The sequence below is a fragment of the Marinomonas epiphytica genome (assembly GCF_054780655.1).
Map to the genome: position 1 here is coordinate 152,912 of NZ_BAAGVX010000004.1, position 21,111 is coordinate 174,022.

The window sequence follows — 21,111 nt, forward strand, 5'->3', positions numbered from 1 at the left end:
AATTAACCATTATAGAATGTAATTAGGTGGTCATTGCCTTGATCCACAAAATCCGATGCTTGTTGCATCATGGTTGGCATTTCTTGCAAGAACTCGCACCAAATTTTAAATTGGCGACGGGCATCTTCAACCGTTTTCTCTTCGTCTTCATAGGAAAAGATATACTGCACCATCAAGAAAGCAGAGTAGGTAAAAGAACCTATCATAAGATCAAGCAGATGACGGTGAATCGACCCCTTTAAAAAAAATAGCTTTCTATGGTGAGACCATAATAACTCGCACACTTGTTGACGAGTTTTCACGCTGTCATCCCAGCCCTGTTGCAACATTTCACTGACTTTTGTGAAGTCTTCTACAGAAATAATATCCGTTGGAGCTTGGTCCACAACTGCCGCTGGGGGCTCGGTGAAAAAAGCGTCTTCTAATAGATCAATCACTTTTTGATGATCTATTTTAGGGTCCATGATCAGTACATCTTCCGCTTTTAACGGCATGACACCTTCAATTTTAGCGCCATCTGATAAATTATAGCTCGCAAAGTTGCGACGCTTATTTAGCATACGTGTAAGCGACTCAAGCTGGACTCGAGACGTTTCCATAATCCCTGTGGCATAAATAGTGCCGCCGAAGTTCCCTTCTCGCTCTACGAGTGAAGCATCTTCAAAGGTTTGGAAACCTGACTCTTTACCGTCTTTGTAATAACCACTATGAATTGAGTGGTGACTCGTTTTGTCTTTAAAACCGTTATCTACACCTAAGTAATAGACATTATTAAAGCCAAATAAGTGGACATAGGACAGAGCCAAGTTTGCTACCACGGGATTACAATAATTAAGCTGAACGTACTCTTTAGTATCACCTTGACTACGTGCTTGAGACAAAATTAACGATGTAATAGCTTCTCCAGGCTTCATTCCCATTCCGCTACGTTTGAAATAGTCAAAATACTCAGGATGCATAACATCTACCGATAAGCCCCAAATGTCGCTCAGATACTCTTTGTCTATAAATAGAAATTTATCCACAGTTTGCTTCATGCGTTCAATGTCTACATGAATATCCGGCTTTATTCCCAGCTTTTTCAGCGTATTAATGGTGGAGCCACAGCTGACCAAAAGAACTTGCTCACGGACTTCTTTGATCAGCTCAATACCAGAATCCAAAGAAGGTCCATTACCCAGAATAAAAACCGGAATTTCAGTGACCCACTTAGGTAATGACTTAGGCCCTTGGTAATGAGCTAATTTAGTTTTAGGAAGGGAGCGTAACCCTTGAGCAATACCAATTAAGGCATCATCAAAAAAGCCCCATCCCATGACCTGCCTTGCATAATGCTTCTTAAAATACTCAATAGACTCATCATTTTCTGGGCTTGAGTAGGCCACATGGAGATAGGTTTCTGGCGCCATGAAGTAGCCATTTTCTTCTAATTGAAGAATATAACGTTCTGTGAACTCATCTGCTTCTATGCCTAAGGTCAGGTGAATAGTACGACCATCGCGGTTGAAATACTCTAAAATGGGCTGCCACTCAATGGCAAATAATGAGTAGTAAAAGAAATCTAAATCCCTTTCATAAAGATAAAGGTGCTTGATTTCTCTTTTTGATAGTAAGTACTCTAGCTGGTAACCAAACTCGATTCCGAAGAAGACACACGCCCCCACAAACTCAGGCCAAGCAGTGAGTTTGCTATGATTTCCTTTAGAACGTTCAATCTCATCTAATATTTTATTCGAGTAATGCACATGACGGCTTGGGTGATCCTTGGTGCGCTCTAAGTTCAATACCGTTTTATTAGGAGCTAATAACGCTCTATCAATTTTTTGCTGTGCTTGTTGACGAGGTGTAGCCGAAAAAAGCGGTGCCCCTATGTCCTCTCGGTAAAGGTTCAGCTCTCCTGTTTCCTCCATATAAATATGGCGTTTTACAGGTTGATAATTTATAAATTCTTCATAAACATGCGGCATAACTTCTTGAAAAAGGTTCATGTTTCTTACATATCGAGAAGTAAACTCTTGATCATGCTCGCGTAATCTCAAGGCCCCTTTTTCAAACAGTTGAGCAAAGGCTTCAGCCTCTTCTAATAAAGTATCATTGACATTATTCTGCATGTTTTACGCCTTTGTATTTCTTTACCCCTTTACGGGCTTTAGTCGACTGAAAAAGCTGTTTTTGCATTTCTTGATGAACGTCGCTGACTAGCTTTACAGCCGCTTGATGGGCTTGGATAAAGCGCTTTATTTTCTGGTTGATCTGAGGATCGTGAGGAGAAGGCTTTATACTGAAGATAAAGCCATTATTTTCTTCGCATAATGACTGTATTTCATCAATGCTTTTATTAGCTATGTTGGTTTCTAGTGCTTCTGTTAGCGAGGTTAAATGCGCCACATCTAGCATTAAAGCGCTCCTAGGCGAGCGTCTTCTTTATTCTCGTAGGCTGAACGTTTATCAGCATCAGAAATCTGATCCCAAGCACTCTTAATTTGCAATATTAAACCAATAACTTGGTCTAAAATTTCCGTATCTTTAGTAGCACTAGCTTCATTAATGCGAGAGACCATGTAATCGTATAAGGACTCTAAGTTGTCCACTAGTTCTGGGTTCGCATCGCGATCTAGTGCGTCTCTCAACGCATTAATGATCTCAATAGCACGTGTTAGTGCATCTGCTTTACCTTCCCAATCTGAGCGGTCAATACACCCCTTGCCTAGTGCCAGTTTTTCTAGCGCCCCTTGCATCAGGAGTTGGATCACTCGGTGAGGGTCAGCCGATGCAAGGTCAGACTTGATCGAGTCCTTTTGGTAGGCTTGAATCCCTTTTTTCGTATACATAAACAACCCCAATTAAATCTTTAACAAACTACAGCTGCTCAAGCATGGAATTCAGGTAATTACCCTGAGCATTCATATTCGCAAGCTGACTATCTAAACCTGTAAACCTATCCCTTAATCTTGCTTCAAAACGAGTCATTCGTTCTTCATAATCCATTAACGTTTCTTCCGTGTCGTCTATTGAACGACGCACAGACTCTTTTAGAGTCTCATTCATTCCGCTAGGACCTGTGTAGCTGTCTAACAAGGTTTCCATAGCTTCTGCTAGGCCATTTTCTCCAGTGAACAGCGGAGCCACATCATTAAACCCCTTATCCATTGCTCTTTCAAACTTACTGTTATCAAAGCTAAGCTGGCTATTTCGCTCTAGCTCTATACCCAGATCAAAGATCGATGTAAATACACCGCTATCGGCATAACCTTGCATTAACTCTCCATTTAAAGAGTTCTGCAAGTTACGAATCATTCCATTGCCGTTCAATGCGGCCCCTTTGGCAGTATTCTGTTTGAACACGCTAATCATTTCATTATAGGACGAAATAAAGGTTTGGATGGCATCTTTTATACTTTGCTGGTCGTAATTTACATCCACCTTAGCGGGTGTCTCGGACACTTCGAGAGCTTCAATGGATAGTCCAGATACAGCATTTTCAAAAGTATTTGTTTGGCTACGAATGGCGATGCCGTCTACAGCAACAATAGCATCGGTTGCTTCTTCTCCTGCGGGTGTAAATAAACCAGCAGTTAGCCCCGTGGTTGAAACGGAGTCGAGGCCTAAACCAGATTCGAAAAAAATAGACTCTTCGGGAGCGTTAGGATCAACATCATTCACTAACTCGCTGCCTTCAGGAATTGGAGTGGGCTCATTACGGATGCTAAGTGTGTTGCCCGCCCCTTGGACAGAGGACGTCATGGTCAAAAACAAGCTACCTTGGCCATCATCCACTAGGTTTGCAGAAACACCGAAATTGTCTGCGTGGTTATTAATCTGCTCACGCAATTGGTCTAGGGTAGTGCCGGCTTCAAGGCTAACAGTGAAAGAGTTTTCTCCAGCCGATAAAATTAGATCACCACCAACTGTGGTAATTACGTCATCGCCAGACGAAAAGAGGCCTTCTGGGGACTGCACACGACTCCCAGATGCCAGTTGATTGACGAGAATAGAGTAAGATCCATTCGACGCAGTACTGTCTGTCGATATAGCAATGGTTTCTTCGCCTTCTACTTGATCAATAAAAGCATCTCGGCCAGTAAAAAGGCTGTCATCGTTAAGAGTTTTTACCGCTGACTTAAAGCTATCTATAGCGGACCCTACACTGCCTAACGCAGACAATTCAGTATCAAGACCAGCTAATTTTTCATTGTAAAGCTGAACTTTTGTGTCTCGCTGGGCACTCACCATTTTTTTGACTAGGCTTTCTAAATCAAGTCCTGAGCCTGCACCTAATGAGCCAACTGACATAACCTTTCTCCTGATGACGAAGCATCAATTACCTAAATCAAGCCTGGCTGTTTACCAAACTCCCTTTCACCTCACTCAATTGGCTCATGATAGCATCAATCCGTTCAGACATTTTAAGAAATTCTTCTGTTGGTATCTGACGAACGACATCCCCAGTAGACTGATCCAATACCTTCACGATATTCTGATTGCTACCTTCGCTCATTTCAAATGAAAGATGAACGTTTAATTGCGACATTTTTTGATTTACTCGCTCAACATCTTGCGGCTCAATCTGTACGTTTTGAGTTGCTTGTTGAGGGTTGCTTCCCATGCCTGTTCTATTGCTATCGGCCGTTCCTTGGACAACTTGAGATTTTGCTTGACGCATAGCACGAAAATCATCGGCAACACGTTGTTCTTGTCGATGCGGAATGCCACCAAGCGCTTGTTTTGTAAAATCGCTAGAACTAATAGACATTGTAGTATTCCTTCACAAATGCAAAAGCTGAGGCCAAGCCTCAGCTTTTCGTTAACATTAAATTAACCAAGCAACGACAACGCAGTTTGTGGACGTTGGTTCGCCTGTGCAAGGATAGAAGAACTTGCTTGTTGAAGAATCTGAGCACTGGTTAGTTGCGCTGTTTCTTCTGCAAAATCCGCATCACGAACACGTGAACGAGCAGCCGCTACGTTTTCACTGATATTACTTAAGTTATTGATACTTGAAGTAAAACGATTTTGAACCGCACCCAAATTTGCACGTTTAGAGTCTACCGCTGCAATCATGCTATCTAGGATGGCAATCATACTTTGAGCGTTAGTAACTGACGAAACAGATGCTGAATCAGCCGTTACCTGAGTCGTAGCTCCTGCAGACAAACCTGTCATAGTGAAACCACCAGTCGTAGCAAGGTCAATAGAATCGTTAATACCACCCTTCGTCAAGCTGAAACTGATCGTTTGGTTAGCATCTGCACCTACCTGGAAGATACCTTCAAAAGTACCATCTAAAAGGTTAGCACCACCAAAGGTGGTATCAGAAGCAATACGGTTAATCTCGGTAGAAAGCTGAGATACCTCTTGTTGCAATGCTAAACGGTCTTCATCTGAGTTCGAGCCATTTGCTGACTGAATAGACAAAGTACGCATACGTTGCAACATCTCTGTTGTTTCGTTCAAGGCACCCTCAGCCGTTTGTGCTAAAGAGATACCATCGTTCGCGTTTCGTACAGATTGGTTTAGGCCATTAATCTGAGAAGTCAAACGGTTAGAAATTTGTAAACCTGCTGCATCATCCGCTGCGCTATTGATACGCAAACCAGAAGACAATCGTTGGAATGAAGTATCCAAAGATCGACTAGAGCCCATTAACTGACGTTGTGCATTGGTAGACGAAGTATTCGTATTTACGTAAAGAGCCATTATAGCCTCCTAGAGTTTCATCATTCTGCGCATTTAATTGCAGATCGTAATTTAGTTATCGGTCTTCATTTTAAGACCTTTAACAATTTTTGAATTTATTTTCCGCCTAGCGGCAAAAACACTCCGCAAAAGAGGAAAAAAATTACCGTAACTAATTGTCTTAATTAGCTTTTGACTCTTTTAAAATCAAGAAAAAGAAATCTCAAAAAACTGTTTTTCACATGCTTTTCGCTGCTTAGAAAACCTCTTTCTTCACTTATGAGCAGAGCTCACCACATGGGGCTATCTCAACCTCATTTATCAAAAGGTGGAATGCTCCCCTTTTCTTAGTCCGTATTTCGTCCTCCTTATTCATAAAACATGTGATAAAACGACCTTATAAAAATTTCAGGCGAACGAACGCCTAACCTAACGCATTCAAAAGAAACTCTTCTTTTGAATGCCGCAATGCAACCTTCCTGGTTAAAGAGCAACAAGTATGAACACAGACAAGAAGTAAGTATTCACACACTAAAAAGAGTATAAATTCTGGGCTACTAACATTTTTTCCCTGGGTGCCAAAAAACCACGACATAACAAATCAGCAACAAGCCTTCGGAGTAGTGGACACCACTAAGCAAAAGACGCTGAAGCACTACCCCTCAAACCATAGCCATAGCGATTCTCACCCAACAGGCGTCATTATCTAGAGTGACCACTCGCCACCCATGCAACTACACCTGAGCTAAATCACAGTCGTATTTAATAGACATACCCTGACGGTCAATTAATGCATCGTCATACCTCTTACTCACCTCATTCAAAGTGACCAAAAACGGCCACAAATACCGATTTAAAAACCAAGCTTTTCTACAAAAACGAAAAAAGCCGGATGATCTCTCATCCGGCTAAAAGCCACCTCTAGGAGAGAGAAGTGACTTAAATTCGAGCAAAACTCGAAAAACAGTTATCTAGCGGCACTCTTTTGCCGCTGTAGCTTGCTTGTGCTACAAAAAGATTAATTCAATTCTTATACTATTAATTTCCTAATAACGATAAGGCTGCTTGAGGGCGCTGGTTCGCCTGAGCTAGGATCGTACTACTTGCTTGTTGTAATATCTGGGCGCTGGTTAAGGCCGCAGTTTCTTCTGCGAAATCAGCATCTCGGATTCGTGCCCGAGCCGCGGCCACATTCTCAGAAATATTACTCAAGTTACTGATCGTAGAACTAAAGCGGTTTTGTACCGCACCTAATTCCGCACGCTTAGAGTCGATGGCCGAAATCATCTCATCGACAATACTAATCATACTTTGCGCATTCGCTGCGGTTGATACCGAAGCTGTGGATGTTGTCAATTGCGTCGATGACTGACTAGACAAGCCAGACATAGTGAATCCATTGTTTGTTTGGTAATCGATGGAGTTAGCCCCCCCACCAAACCTTAAAGTAAAACTAATGGTTTGATTTGCATCCGCCCCAACTTGGAAAGTACCATCATAAGTTCCGTTCAATAGGTTACGGCCACCAAATGTGGTTGTATCTGCAATACGGTTAATTTCTTGAGACAATTGCGCTAACTCTTCTTGTAGAGCAAGTCGATCTTTATCCGTATTTGACGAGTTCGCCGCTTGAATAGATAAGGTTCTCATTCGTTGTAGCATTTCTGTTGACTCGTCTAGCGCCCCTTCCGCTGTCTGCGCTAGGGAAATACCGTCGTTGGCATTACGAACCGCCTGGTTCAAGCCATTGATTTGAGATGTCAAACGATCTGAAATTTGTAGGCCTGCTGCATCATCCGCAGCACTGTTGATACGTTGACCTGAAGATAAGCGCTGAAACGCTGTATCTAAAGAATTTGATGAGTGCATTAACTGCCTTTGGGCATTCAATGACGACACGTTAGTGTTAACATATAAAGACATTTTCTTCTCTCCTAAGAATAATATTAAACGCCCTAACCTTTTGATTTAATTAGTTATTTGGTTATGTTGCGCTTAATTTAGTTATCGACACTCTAGTATCGATCTTTAATTTTTTTTTCACTTTTTCGCAAATTTATTTTTTATTATTAGCACGATAAAGTGTGTAATTAGGATATCGATCTGAAGAGATAAAACTTTAGAAAAATTATTTAGGAGGGACTTAAAAAAACAAAAAAACCTATTATTACAATTAGTTAAGAAACTAAAAAGTTTAATGCGGATTCGGCTGTACGAGCCAAAAGAGGAAAGTGATAGAGAAAGCTATAAGTGATTAAGAAGAGAAAGGTTGAGCGTGCTTGGTAAAACCTCTCTCACAATAGAAAGATCTTCTCCTTGAGCAAGCAGCTTGTCCAGCTCAATATCAGTTGCCGATATAAGAGCTTTGTTGTTTAGACTATAAACCAGTCGAACCTTCGAAGGCCTCTGATCTTTATTGAGAGTTAGCACAAACCCAACTCGACCATTTGAAAGCTCAACACAAGCACCTAATGGGATTGCCCCTAGGTGTTTTAAAAACGACCATAACAACGCTTTATCAAAGGCTTTTTCAGCTTCTTCTTTTAAAATAGAACGCGCTTTGGCAAGACCGATGGCTTCTTTATGACCTTGCTTTGAAATAATCGAATCATAAGCATCCAATATGGCGGCGATCTTTCCATAGTTAGAAATCTCAGTTCCCTGTTTACCTTCGGGGTAGCCACTCCCATCCACTTTTTCATGATGATCAAATAACATTTGATATACAGAAGAAGGAACATCTTCACCTTTTTTCAATGCCTGAGCACCAAAACGAATATGATTTCTAAATAAAGATACTTCATTGTCAGTGAGCTTTTCCGCTTTATTTACAATCGCAGGGGGAAGCTTAAAACGACCTATATCAAACAGTAGACAACCCACTGCTACCTTTACTACTTTATCTTCGTCGAGACGTAAAGCATTCGCAAAACTAATTCCTAGCACACAAACACTAAGAATGTGCTTTTCCAAATAACTCGCAGTACCATCTGCAAGCCTAGCCACCATCAGCGCATTTGGGTTACGCTGCATTGAGCAGATTAGCTTCTGTACATACTGTTGCAGAGTATCAATATTAAAAGCCAACCCCTTGTTCATATTTGTTACTTGATCAACCAGCAATGACCGCCCCTCTTCTAACAGCTTTAGGGCTACATTGATCTCTACATCAAACTTGGTGGGCTCGAGCCTTTCTCGCCGCGCTCTTTTTACAACACTGTCTGTCGAGCTTAAAGTAGGGATGCTGTCATGGGGGTCTAAAACCGGAATTACCTCCTCTACAGCCTCGTGGGAAGATTTTGCATTCGCCTCTTTTTTCTTAGTTTCAGGCTCTTCCATCCCTGCTTTATAGCTGAGAATGTAGTCACGGGTGTGATCGTTCAACTCTTGACGGAAGTACTTGTATAAACTGATATTACGCTTGTGCTTCTCCCGCCATTCTTTTGTCGTGAGCCCCTCATGTAATTTTTTTAGACTTCGGACAGAACGACCATTTGCAAGGGAATAGCAGAGCATTAAAAAACGCTCTTGGGCATCGTATAGCCGTTCACGACGACTATTAAGCAATAAATCATCGTTAAAATAACTATCATAAGGTAAGAAACTGTCATCTAGGACAGGCTTGAGGAAATCTATTGCGACTTGTCGCATGACAATCGCAACAATCCTCTCTTTTGGACCATGTAACTTAATCAAGCGTTTAACACGGGGATTATTTTTAACTTCTTTTTTTATCGCAAAGATGTCCAGAATTTCTTCAACATCAAAATAGCCAACACCTATATCTGCACCAAAGCAGGATTCCATTTTAAATGTTGACATTTAACTCTCTCTCAATTGACCCACTAAATTTGATTAAACAAAGACAGATTACTCACTCTTGCAAACAGCTTTTGTGAGGCGGTAAGAGCTGACTCAGCCATTGCCAAGTCAGAAGCAGCTGCAGCGACATCTATATCTGCACCAAAGCAGGATTCCATTTTAAATGTTGACATTTAACTCTCTCTCAATTGACCCACTAAATTTGATTAAACAAAGACAGATTACTCACTCTTGCAAACAGCTTTTGTGAGGCGGTAAGAGCTGACTCAGCCATTGCCAAGTCAGAAGCAGCTGCAGCGACATCTAAAGACGCAACGTTATTTTGCGCAATCGCATTAGTTAGCTGACTGGCAGAATTAACGCCACTTTTATCTGCAAGAACATTCATTCGAGCACCAATTGAGGATCGCCCAGCACCTATAGAGGCCTGCGTATTAGTAATGCTGGTTGTAGCATTTAAATAAGCCTCTTGGCGCTGTGCTAGTGTTGACTCTTTATCAGTTAGCACCGACAAAGTATCCTTTATCTGGTTAAGCACATTGTCCCTAGAAGGTCTCACTAAGGAAAAATCAACTGTTGCACCAGGAGGCCCGTCTAAGGTAAAAGCCATGCCATTGAAAATAATTGGTTTACCTGGCTGGTATGTACCAGAAGCAACAACATTCCCCAAACCATCTGTAAAAGCATATTCTCCAGGTGGGCCAAAATAACGCTCAATCTCGTCATCAGAGGTGTTATCTCCCAGTTGTTGCTCAACTGCTTCTTGCGCTGCATCGACTACAGCATCAGAATTCGTATCAACAGCCGTAGTTACTTGCTCTTCAAGGCTCTGACCTGTTTCATCTCCACTCAACGAGGTTGTGACTAACCGATAGTTGTTATTAATTGGATTCACAGGGTCATAATTATCTTCCATGAAATCACTGAAATCGCCCAAACTGATTACTTCAGTTGCAAGGCGCACTTGACCTGTTTGAAGGCGAGCATCAAAGTTGTCTCGGGTCCAAATATCTTGAAATAACTTTTTCCCTGAGTCTGTCACGGCGATCTTCATACCATCCGAAATTTGTGCGAATTTTTGCTCTTCATTCCCTGACCACTGGTACTCGCCATTACTAGACAACACAAACGCAGGACCTGAGGTGTCTGTTCCAGCGAAAATATAATCCCCGGTGGAATTACGGGAATTCATTAAATCAGCCATAGACTCAACAATCTTAGCTACTTCTTGGGCGATTGCGTCCACATCATTTTGTGTATTGATGTCATTTTGACTCTGAATCAAGAGCGTTCTGGTATCATCAAGAAGACTATTCAGACTATCTAAAGCAACCTCTTGATATTCAAGATGACTTGATGCCATATCCATCGCATCTTGATAACGTTTCAGCTGTTGATTACTCGACTCATATTGTAAAACCTGACTGGCTCCTACTGGATCATCACTCGCTTTTATGATGTTCGTTTGTGCTGCCATTTTTTCTTGCAGCTCAAGTAAGCGCTCATTAGATTTGCTAACGGCTTGGCTGGACTGACCATAGATAAGGTTATTTGTGACTCGCATAAATTACCTCACCGCACCTAACAGGGTTTCAAACGTTGTTCTAGCAGCCGTAATCACTTGGGCTGAAGCTGAGTAGGACTGTTGATATTTCATAAGGTTAATTGCTTCTTCGTCTAGGCTCACTGCCGAAATGCTGTCTCTACGAGCTTTACTTTGATTCAGTATGATTTCACTCGATTTAGTGTTAGTTTCTAATTCAGCTGCCTTACTACCCACTTCAGCTACAATGCCTGAATAAGACTCGGCCAACGTTTCGCGACCAGCTACAATCGATTTGTTTTGAATTTCACCTAACAATAACCCATTAAAGTTATTGGATACTCCTGTATTACTTGTACTCATCGAGTACTGATCACCAGCTCTGGGCTTCGCACTTAATGACACATCAAAGCCTGCTTCAGCTTCTAATCCAGCTTGTGACAATAAGTTTTCAATATCTTGCATTTCACTAACGGATGCGAGTACAGAACCGGATGAGTCCAATACCTCGTAGGCATCATCTTGTGTAAAACGGATACTATGAGGTGCATTGGGGTATAATGTTTTATTCGAAGCAAAGGCTGAAGTTTCAGGGTCTGTATTGGTTACCGTAGCAAGTTCAATTTTCGCTTCTGATAGGTTGTTAGAATGTGTTTCTACATGAATTGGTGAGCTTAGAGCAATGTCATCACCACTTTTCGCCGCCAACTTGAAGCTTGAAGCAACACCCTGAGTAGGCGAAAACTGGAATTTGTCGCCAATTTTGTAGTCAGAGACGTCACCAAACCTAATATCGACACCTACTTCAGCTACTTGATAAAAACCCTTCTTATCTGTTGCTTGGTTAGTATCAATATAAACCGCACGCTGGGTTAGCTCACCATTTAGGTTTAGAGTTTGAATAAGAAACTCATTCTCTCCTGTTTTTTCTAGTAAATAGGTATCCTTTAGTACTTTATCGGAGGAGCCTGGCGATAACTTAATCTCAAGCTCAGTGCTATCACCTTTATTTTTAGCATCCGCTTGCACTTTCATTTTCGCAAACTCAAAAAGGTCACGACCAAAAATACCATTGGCGTCTACTCCTAAAGCATTCTGCTGATTCATAGCATCTGCAATTGACAAAGCGCTTTGACCAAGCGTTCGATCCGTGTCCACGGCAAAGTCTCTACGGTAATCCACTAAAGCTCCTATTGAGCCTCCTAGATCTTCTGATTTAATCCCGACATCATGGCGGCCAAGATCGATCGTCAATTTAATTCGTTTAGGGTCGAGTGGGTCTGGCTCCATTTGCAACTCAGGGGCTACTTGGCCTAATACAATAGGCTGACCATTCGCTAGAGAGATACCCATCATCCCATCATCGTTAAACTGAGTGGTAATATCCAAGTATTCCGCTATTTGAACAGCCAACACCTCTTGCTGATCTCTCAATTCATTTGCCTCAGAAATAGACATTCCTTCTTGGCGTAAAATCTGATCATTTAAACGCGTTACTTGCTTACTTAAAGAATTTAGATCTGCAATTGAGGCCTCAAGCTGATTATCGACAGATCGGCTTTGATCATCTGCCAATCCAGCTAGAACATTGTACTGGTCAACTAAACTTCTCAAACTGTCGTGCGCAAGGTTCCTTAATGCCGGAGACGCAGGATCATTATTAACCGCTTGGATAGCCTCAAAAGCATCGTTAAAATAATTATTCAATGAGACGCTATCTTCTGCAAGCAGGCCATCAGAGAGTGACATTAATTGATGGTAGGTTTCATAATAAGAATGGCTTGAAGAGTCTGTTCGCACTTGCTCATTCACCATTTTATTCACGACACGGGCAGTATCACGCACCTCAACACCACCAACAGGTGAGCTGTTAGTGTTGGTTCTTTGTCGGCTATAACCTTCCGTATCTACATTGGCTGTATTTTGCCCTGTAGTATTAATTCGGGCATTACTGGCTTGCAGTCCGGATAAGCCAATGGTGTATAAATTTGAGCCCATTGCTCATACCTCAATTTCAAGCTATCTATCGTCGGTTCTATCTTATATAGCTATCGACCTAAACAGAATAAACTTTACTGATAATCAACGTGTCTTAACCGTTATAAGGATTCAATCCACTCGCTCGCCATAATTCGGTTTATTTTTTCAGCGTATTTTGGGTCGGTTGCATAACCACCTTGCTGCAATGAAACCGCAAATTGCTCGGCATCGTCTCCTGCTTGCAAGGCCTTTTGATAACGCTCACTGGTGGTTAAGAAGTTAGCGTAATCATCAAAACTTTCTGAAAACGATTGATAAGCCCTGAATGCAGCTTTCTCTCTTTTAGCAACACCATCTCTAAACTCTAACGTGTTCACTACGGCTCGATCTCCATCCCAACGACTATCTGCTTTAATACCAAACAGGTTAAAGCTAGCACCGCCATCCTCCTTAGCGATGGGGTACTTCCCCCAGCCAGTTTCTAAAGCGGCTTGGGCGAGTACGGCTTTTGGGTTCACACCAATTTTCTCTGCAGCGGCCTTAGCATGAGGCCATAAATTTTCAACAAACTCTTGCGGTGATTGAAACACGACTGATAAGGCAGAAGGAGCACCTTGAGCCTTCTCTACGCCTGCTTCCTCTTGCATCTGATTTTGAACCGCTTCGACAAACTCTTGTGATGCCCGTTTTGCCAAGAATTGAATGCGAGCAAGGTCCTGCTTGGCCACTTGATTCAAAAAGTCGGTATCGTCATGCAAAGCTCTGTTTTGCGAGCTTCCTGCGCCCTGATATTCTCTTATTAACGCATCAGATAAACCAACTCCACCAGACTTGGCCAGTGTTTGCGCCAACTGGGAGTCCATCATTTCTTGGTATTGCTTAGTTTGAGTACTATTAAATAAACTTCCGCCGATGGCTTCATTCGTGCTACGCATGTTTTTCAACAGCATATTGAGAAAAATGGACTCAAACTGTTCAGCCACTTGCTTCAAGGCAGCGTTAGGGTCTTGTTGTGCTTGTGTTTTCAATTGCGATAGAGACGAAAAATCAGCAAAAAAGTCACTATTTGATATGGAGTTCATAAGCTTACCTAAATGACGACTAAATCTGCGTTAATGGCTCCCGCCTGCTTTAAGCCTTCTAAAATAGCCATCACATCTCCCGGTGCCGCCCCCACTTGGTTAACAGCCCGAACAATATCGTTTAGTGATGCACCTGGATCAAAAACGAACATTCGCCCACTGTCGTCATCAATACCCAGGTCTGGAGAGCGTGGCGACAAAATGGTTTCCCCCCCCGTGACCGTACCCTCCTGACCTACTACTGGTGGCACTTCATTAATAGTTACGGTAAGACTGCCATGAGTAACGGCGGCCGGAGAAACCTTAACATGCTGACCTATTATAATAGTCCCTGTTCGAGAATTAATCACAATCCGAGCCCTTTCTTCACCCAGCTCAACTTCTAAGTTTTCCAGAATAGAAAGAAAGGTAACTCTTTGACTTGGGTCTCGAGGAGCGGAAACTCGTATGGATGTTGCATCTAATGTTTTCGCGACACCAGGGCCTAACAGGCTGTTGATTTTATCTGAGACTTGCTTTGCCGTAGTAAAATCAGGGCGATTCAAATTAAACGTCAAGGTATCACCTGTATTAAAACTGCTGGGTACGGCTCGTTCAACACTGGCTCCATTCGGGATTCGACCGACAGTAGGAATATTTAGCGAGTTTCTTGAACCATCAGCACCATTAGTCCCAAGACCGCCCACCACTAGGTTTCCCTGTGCAATGGCGTACACAGCTCCATCAGCCCCTTTCAAAGTCGATAGAAGTAAGGTCCCGCCTCGCAGGCTACTTGAATTGCCGATTGAAGATACGGTGACATCAATATTTTGGCCTGGCTTGGAAAAAGGCGGTAAAGTTGCAGTTAAAGAAACAGCCGCCACGTTATCGGATGAGGCATTCACACCTTCAGGCAAAGTCACACCAAATTTCGACAACATACTGGTAAAGCTCTGATCCGTAAAAGCCGTACTGTCTCCCGTACCATTAAGCCCTATCACCAAGCCATAACCAAACAGCTGATTATCACGAACCCCTTGCACAGTCGCGATATCTTTCAGTCGTTCAGCCTGAATAACGCTCGAAAAGCAGGCGATTAAGAATATCAATATTTGTTTCATCGTCTCACCTATAAAGCCAAAGCTTTTAAATCATCCTATTACCACTAATACGGCATATCACTGGAATTAAGTAAACGACTTACCCAGCCTTGTTCGCTGCCAGCAGCCACATCGCCTGTACCTGAATAGGTAATTCTGGCATCTGCCACTCGTTCAGACTCAACTGTATTATCTGGCGAGATATCCTGTCGTCTAACCACCCCAGAAAAGCGAATATACTCATCCCCCTGGTTTAGCCTAAGCCACTTCTCTCCTCTTACCGCCAACAAACCATTTGGGTAGACTTTAAATACCGTAACAGAAATAGTACCACTTAAACTGTTGTTCTGGTTTGCCGACGCGTTCCCAGAAAAGTCCGTTCCTTGCTGGGGGACTGCGGTGTCCAAGCGAAGTTCTTCTCCTAATACCGTTGGGTTCTCCAAAGTCGCAGAGGATGATTTAGACACAGTCGCTGCGTTTGCTTTGGTCGAAGTAGTGGTTTCATTCAGATTAATGGTCAGAATATCCCCTACACGACTTGCTTTCTGGTCTCCAAAGAAAATGTCTCCCATACCCGTTTTATAAATACCGCCTGTTGGCGCCTCAAACGGTTGCAACCCATTTGGATATACTGGAGCATAATATGGATCATCAGCTTGGATAGCTTGCTGAATATTCGGACCATTTAACGGGTCATCTGGGTCAGGAACATAGCCTTTACGAGGTGCTTCAGGCTCTTCCTCTTCGGCACTATCTTCGTCTTCGTCAGGGTCTTCGCCATCTGTTACTGCATCAATAACAGCATCCGTTGCGGCATTCGCCACCCCTTGTGCAGCAGCATTGGCTAAAGACTGCTCATCAATATCCCAAGACAAACAGCCAGTTAGCATTAAGTTCAGTGCAACAAGTAGGGTTAATTTAATCTTCATTCCATTTCACGCATTATTTAAAGCTGTTGAATAGCAAAACTCATCATACCATCTGCAGAGGCAATGACTTTAGAGTTCATTTCATAAGCTCGTTGAGTCGTGATCATATTAACCAACTCTTCTATAGAGTTCACGTTCGAAGACTCCAACATGCCTTGCCCTAAACGGCCTAATGAGTCCGTGCCTGGTGCTCCAACAATAGCGGGTCCACTGGCATTCGTTTCTGCAAAAATATTTTGCCCTAATGAATCTAGCCCAGTCGGATTTACAAAACCTGCAATGTTAATAACACCCACTTCTTGCGCTTCTGCTTGACCAGGCTTAGAAACGGACACCACGCCATCGTCGGAAACAAACACTTCCAAGGCGTCATTATCAATTGTGATCCCAGGCTCCACCAGCATACCATTTGACGTGACTAGCTGGCCTTGACTATTAAGCTGGAAGCTTCCATCACGGGTATAGGCAATAGTACCATCTGGTTGCAATACTTGAAAAAAACCTTGCCCTTGAATCGCAATATCTAGTTGGCGATCAGTAACATTATAATCCCCTTCGGAAAAATCTTTCTGCGTCGCCCCAACTCGCACACCAGTACCAAGCTGCAACCCTGAAGGAAGCTCTGTATTTTGCGCACTCAAACCACCGGGCTCTCGGACGGTTTTATACATTAAGTCTTCAAATACGGCGCGGTCTTTCTTAAAACCATTGGTTGATACGTTTGCCAAGTTGTTGGCAACCACATTTAATTGTTTATCCATGGCGCTTAAGCCAGTTTTACTTACCCATAATGCAGAATTCATAATAGCCTCTTGTCACGTGCTAAATGTTTAAATTAGGTTCTCTGTAAAATTCTTGCGGCGGTATCACCGTTTTCACGGATACTGTCCATCATTTTGACATTCATTTCGAAGCGACGAGCAAGGTTCATTATGTGAGTCATCTCCTCAACGGCATTAACATTGCTACCTTCAATAAATCCCGATACCAGAGTTACGTTGGGATCAAGATCAAAGGCTTGGCCGTCGCGACTATGAATTAAGCCGTCTTCTGTTTTTCGAATTGATTGAGTATCTGGATTAACTAATTTGATTTGGTTAATCACAGCGACTTCATTGCCTGCGCCACCTTGAGGAATTATTGAAATAGAGCCATCAGCAGTAATGGTAATGCTGTCTAGTGGCGGCAAAAAAATTGGCCCATCCACTCCGGCTACTGGCAAACCTGTACCTGTCACCAACTGACCTACCGAGTTAATTTGAAGATCCCCTGCCCGCGTGTAAGCTTCCTGTCCAAGCTCATCATATACCGTTATAAAGCCATCTCCTGCTACAGCCACATCTAAATCGCGGTCAGTTTGTATCATGTCACCACTGGTATAACGAGTGGCTGGGTTTTCTGTCATCGCATAGACACGGCTTGGGTGGTATTCACCGTACACCTGCATGGACCTAGCCTGTTCAAAATCGGCACGGAAACCTGTGGTACTCACATTAGCTAGATTATTAGCATGTATGGTTTGTGCATTCATGGTTTGAACCCCGCCACTCATCGCAAGGTATAGCGCTTTATCCATGACAATCCCTCAATTTAATACAGTTAATTTAATACCTCTATCAAATTTCATACCAAAAAAACTGAACCCAACAAAAAAACCGAAATAGCCAAGCTATTTCGGTTCTTAAAGGAACGTTTTATTAAACGATTATCTTAGGTTGATAATCGTTTGTGTGACGGTGTTTTCCGTTTCTAATGCTTTCGAGTTAGCTTGATAGTTACGCTGAGCCTCAATCAAAGCCACGAGTTCCGTGGTTAAATCCACATTAGACTCCTCCAAAGCGCCACCTTGAATCTTGCCGAGCGTACCACTATTAGGACGCCCTATATTCGCAGGGCCAGAGTTTTTACCGGCGAACCAAGATGTATGACCTGTTGGCATCAACCCATCGTTACTATCAAAAGTCGCAAGGGCCAACTGGCCAAGAGTTGCCGTTTGTTGGTTGGTATAGGTGGCAACTAAGAACCCATCCTCATCAAATGACACCCCTTGAAGCTCACCTGCTGCAAAACCATCCTGTTCGAAATGATCGGTATTTTCCAAGGCAAATTGAGTCGAACCAGCCATCTCCACTGTAGCTACAGCACTGCGGTTACTCGGATCTAGCCCAGTTAATTCAATGGTAGTCGGCTCAATAACATCATACGGCTCTAGCCCTCGGTAGGCACCTATAAAGTTACCGGCAGCGTCAAACGAAACGTGGGTTTTTTCCTGTAGGAATCGCGTTTCTTGACCATTCAATGGGTTAATATAACTTTCTTCACCGTCCATTGTGACGCGCATCTCGTAGGTGTTATTTTCACCTTGTTTGATAAAGTAATACCCAATTGTGTGGGTTTCACCCAAAGAGTCATAAACGGTTTTAGTATTACCATAGTTGTAAGTCGCAGGATCAAGTGGATCAAACGACTCTCGAGAAACAGTGCTTGAATCGCGTACCGCAGTAGGATCCAGAGTTGAAGCAATGGCAACACCATTGAGAGTCCCACCTACCGCTAGCGGTGTTTGCGTCATCGCAAGAACATCATCTACGGTCGGCTGTGTTGCCCCCATATAAAGCAACTGGAATGGCTCTTCCGAAACACCATCACCATTGTAATCTGTACCACCCTCGGCAGTATTATAAGTAACATAAGATTCTGGTAAAAATGGCACACCAGTATCATCTGTCATATTACCGTCGACCGCCGCATACACTCGATAAGTATTAGGCAACTCACTCTTTGCATAATAATAAGTCACAATGTGGTTACTACCATTTGCATCGGCAACAGTTTCTGTTTGGGTAAAGTTAAACGTATCGGGATTGGTTAAATCAAAGTCTTCTTTTATAAAAGGTGGTACATCTTCGCTTTGTGAATCCAAGTTCACTTTCAGCTCAATATCTGTCGTCGCTTCAGGCAGTATTCTATCTGTTGGTACAACCAAGTCCTCAAGGTTGCCCCCCACTAGACCATCAACAGCATTATAACCTTGTACATTTAAGCCATTATTGGTGACAAGATTGCCATCCGCATCCAGCTTAAAGTTACCAGCGCGAGTATAAGATTGAGCAACACCACCACCCAAAACAAAGAAGCCTGTGCCGTCTACTGCTAGATCCAAATTATTGTCTGTATAGGCTAAGTTGCCAGATGAAAACTCTTGAGCCACTTTACTTACACTTACACCAGAACCAATACTGTTGTTACTACCAGCACCTAATACGCTGGTGTTATATAGATCATCAAATTCGATACGGGACTTTTTAAAACCTGTTGTATCGGCGTTGGCGATGTTATTACCCGTAACACTTAAGTAATCTGCGGAGGCTTTAATGCCAGATAGTGCTGTATTGAATCCCATAACTCTCTCCCATCACCCTAAAATTTCTAATTCGTTTGTTAAACTAATCTTGCCGCGATTTTCAACATTCAAGACTGTGCCATTTTCACCATTTATGGTGACCCCTTGGATACGAGCTGGCAGCTGGGTACTTAAGGTTGAAACCTGCCCATCACTACTCACAGAGGAGGCGGCAAAACGATATTCGCCAGGCGGCAAAATATTTCCTGCATCATCTTTTCTATCCCACTGAAATTCACCGTTAACTAATTCAGCAGTACGAACAAGCTGATTGTCTGCATTAAAGATATCCAACTTGGCGTTCAGAGAACCCTCTGGAACCTGCGTTTTCATCCTTATTTCATCTTGCGAATCTGTCACTAATGTTTTATCCGAGTCCACCATAACCAGCTTACCGACTAAGGTAGAGGCACTCAGAGCTTGATTGGAGGTAAGTGACGTAGCCATATTTTCTAGCTGATCTGAAATACTGGTTAGCTTTTCTAATGAGCTAAACTGCGACATCTGTGCCACCATGTCATTGGTGTCTTGAGGTGCCGTGGGGTCTTGCCCTTTCAGCTGTTCAATATAAAGCTTTAGAAATACGTTTTGATCTTCAAGAGATGCTTCAGCCTTTTCCTGAGCTGGCCTCTCAAAGCCCGCTTTTGCCTTAGCCCCATCAGTCCCGTATTGAGCAATTAAGCCGTTCAACGGATTGGAATCAGAAATGTTTGCCATGTTTCACCTACGCTTGGCCTAATGTCAGCATTTTTTGCATCATACTTTTGGCCGAATTCATTACTTCCACATTCGTTTGAAAAGAACGGGATGCTGACATCATGTCTGCCATTTCTTCCATTGGATTTACATTAGGGTAAAACACATACCCCTCTTCGTTTGCCATTGGATGATCTGGCTCGTATCTAGGCTGCAAAGGCGCATCTGACTCAACAATGCCGTCCACTTTTACTCCAACGCCTGCACCACTCTCATCGATTGTGGCTCCAGACCATCCATATTCTTTCATACTATCGTTCATCATTTGCGAGAACACAGGTTTACGGGCACGATAAGTTTGATCTGCCGAACTTGCGACACTATCTACGTTCGCCATGTTACTCGCAACGGTATTAAGGCGAACAGTTTGAGCGCTCATTGCCGATCCGGAAATCGCAAAAATATTACTTAAAGACATAATCATTAATTCCCTGTAAGGGCTTTTTTCATGCCGCTAATTTTTCGGTCAAGCAACATAAAACTGGTGTCAAAGTGTAAGGCATTTTGAGCAAACTCAGCTTGCTCACGTTGCATGTCTACTGTGTTTCCATCTAGGGAAGGCTGGCTAGGATTACGATAAAACAAACCATTTTCAGCCCCCCCTTGGCTGTTTCTTGATAAATGATCGCTGTCTGTTGCTTTCATCTGCAACCTATCACGTTCATTAGTCAGCATGTTATCGAATGATAAGTCACGCGCTTTAAAATTAGGTGTATCAGCATTTGCAATATTATTTGCAAGCACCGATGCACGAGCACTGCGATAAGCCAACATCTTATCGTGACCAGCAAAAGCGGTATCAAACGAAATAGCCATAATTCCTCAATAAAAAAAGATTTAT

At 42.7% G+C, this 21,111-nt stretch carries 20 protein-coding genes; all 20 read right to left on the reverse strand.

Going from position 1 to position 21,111, the window contains the following annotated elements:
* Positions 1–2 precede the first annotated feature (2 nt).
* Complete coding sequence (locus ACYVGZ_RS02595) at positions 3–2,111, reverse strand: motility associated factor glycosyltransferase family protein (RefSeq protein ID WP_460750790.1); 2,109 nt, start codon at positions 2,109–2,111, stop codon at positions 3–5.
* Positions 2,101–2,397 carry a hypothetical protein gene (locus ACYVGZ_RS02600; RefSeq protein ID WP_460750793.1) on the reverse strand — a complete coding sequence of 99 codons (297 nt, stop codon included), beginning with the start codon at positions 2,395–2,397 and terminating at the stop codon, positions 2,101–2,103. Before ACYVGZ_RS02600 ends, ACYVGZ_RS02595 begins: the two co-directional genes overlap by 11 nt.
* On the reverse strand, positions 2,397–2,831 hold the full coding sequence (gene fliS, locus ACYVGZ_RS02605) for a flagellar export chaperone FliS (protein ID WP_460750796.1): 435 nt from the start codon (positions 2,829–2,831) through the stop codon (positions 2,397–2,399). Before fliS ends, ACYVGZ_RS02600 begins: the two co-directional genes overlap by 1 nt.
* Before the next feature lie 28 nt (positions 2,832–2,859).
* Positions 2,860–4,293 (reverse strand): flagellar filament capping protein FliD, encoded by a 1,434-nt coding sequence (gene fliD, locus ACYVGZ_RS02610; RefSeq protein ID WP_460750798.1) that lies wholly within the window; start codon positions 4,291–4,293, stop codon positions 2,860–2,862.
* A 37-nt stretch (positions 4,294–4,330) separates the two neighbouring features.
* The gene (locus tag ACYVGZ_RS02615; RefSeq protein ID WP_460750801.1) at positions 4,331–4,753 is read right to left on the reverse strand and encodes a flagellar protein FlaG; all 423 of its coding nucleotides are present in this window, start codon (positions 4,751–4,753) and stop codon (positions 4,331–4,333) included.
* A 62-nt stretch (positions 4,754–4,815) separates the two neighbouring features.
* On the reverse strand, positions 4,816–5,697 hold the full coding sequence (locus ACYVGZ_RS02620; RefSeq protein WP_460750804.1) for a flagellin N-terminal helical domain-containing protein: 882 nt from the start codon (positions 5,695–5,697) through the stop codon (positions 4,816–4,818).
* A gap of 1,017 nt (positions 5,698–6,714) precedes the next feature.
* A complete protein-coding gene (locus ACYVGZ_RS02625; RefSeq protein WP_460750807.1) occupies positions 6,715–7,599 on the reverse strand; it encodes a flagellin N-terminal helical domain-containing protein in 885 nt (294 codons plus the stop codon).
* A 321-nt stretch (positions 7,600–7,920) separates the two neighbouring features.
* Positions 7,921–9,498: an HD-GYP domain-containing protein gene (locus tag ACYVGZ_RS02630; protein ID WP_460750810.1), complete on the reverse strand. Its 1,578-nt coding sequence runs from the start codon at positions 9,496–9,498 to the stop codon at positions 7,921–7,923.
* A gap of 23 nt (positions 9,499–9,521) precedes the next feature.
* Complete coding sequence (locus ACYVGZ_RS02635) at positions 9,522–9,671, reverse strand: hypothetical protein (RefSeq protein ID WP_460750813.1); 150 nt, start codon at positions 9,669–9,671, stop codon at positions 9,522–9,524.
* Between the two features lie 23 nt (positions 9,672–9,694).
* Complete coding sequence (gene flgL, locus ACYVGZ_RS02640; RefSeq protein ID WP_460750816.1) at positions 9,695–11,062, reverse strand: flagellar hook-associated protein FlgL; 1,368 nt, start codon at positions 11,060–11,062, stop codon at positions 9,695–9,697.
* Between the two features lie 3 nt (positions 11,063–11,065).
* Entirely contained in the window at positions 11,066–13,039 is a 1,974-nt protein-coding gene (gene flgK, locus ACYVGZ_RS02645) for a flagellar hook-associated protein FlgK (protein WP_460750820.1), read from the reverse strand.
* 101 nt (positions 13,040–13,140) lie between these two features.
* Positions 13,141–14,103, reverse strand: a complete 963-nt coding sequence (gene flgJ, locus ACYVGZ_RS02650) for a flagellar assembly peptidoglycan hydrolase FlgJ (protein ID WP_460750823.1) — start codon at positions 14,101–14,103, stop codon at positions 13,141–13,143.
* An 8-nt stretch (positions 14,104–14,111) separates the two neighbouring features.
* Positions 14,112–15,203: a flagellar basal body P-ring protein FlgI gene (locus ACYVGZ_RS02655; protein ID WP_460750825.1), complete on the reverse strand. Its 1,092-nt coding sequence runs from the start codon at positions 15,201–15,203 to the stop codon at positions 14,112–14,114.
* A 44-nt stretch (positions 15,204–15,247) separates the two neighbouring features.
* Positions 15,248–16,111: a flagellar basal body L-ring protein FlgH gene (locus ACYVGZ_RS02660; RefSeq protein WP_460750828.1), complete on the reverse strand. Its 864-nt coding sequence runs from the start codon at positions 16,109–16,111 to the stop codon at positions 15,248–15,250.
* Positions 16,112–16,128: 17 nt separating this feature from the next.
* Positions 16,129–16,914, reverse strand: a complete 786-nt coding sequence (gene flgG, locus ACYVGZ_RS02665) for a flagellar basal-body rod protein FlgG (RefSeq protein WP_460750831.1) — start codon at positions 16,912–16,914, stop codon at positions 16,129–16,131.
* 32 nt (positions 16,915–16,946) lie between these two features.
* Complete coding sequence (gene flgF, locus ACYVGZ_RS02670; protein WP_460750833.1) at positions 16,947–17,687, reverse strand: flagellar basal-body rod protein FlgF; 741 nt, start codon at positions 17,685–17,687, stop codon at positions 16,947–16,949.
* Between the two features lie 129 nt (positions 17,688–17,816).
* Positions 17,817–19,514: a flagellar hook-basal body complex protein gene (locus tag ACYVGZ_RS02675; protein ID WP_460750836.1), complete on the reverse strand. Its 1,698-nt coding sequence runs from the start codon at positions 19,512–19,514 to the stop codon at positions 17,817–17,819.
* 12 nt (positions 19,515–19,526) lie between these two features.
* Positions 19,527–20,231, reverse strand: a complete 705-nt coding sequence (locus ACYVGZ_RS02680; protein WP_460750838.1) for a flagellar hook assembly protein FlgD — start codon at positions 20,229–20,231, stop codon at positions 19,527–19,529.
* A 7-nt stretch (positions 20,232–20,238) separates the two neighbouring features.
* Positions 20,239–20,688 (reverse strand): flagellar basal body rod protein FlgC, encoded by a 450-nt coding sequence (flgC, locus tag ACYVGZ_RS02685; protein WP_460750841.1) that lies wholly within the window; start codon positions 20,686–20,688, stop codon positions 20,239–20,241.
* A gap of 5 nt (positions 20,689–20,693) precedes the next feature.
* A complete protein-coding gene (flgB, locus tag ACYVGZ_RS02690; protein ID WP_460750844.1) occupies positions 20,694–21,086 on the reverse strand; it encodes a flagellar basal body rod protein FlgB in 393 nt (130 codons plus the stop codon).
* Positions 21,087–21,111 lie beyond the last annotated feature (25 nt).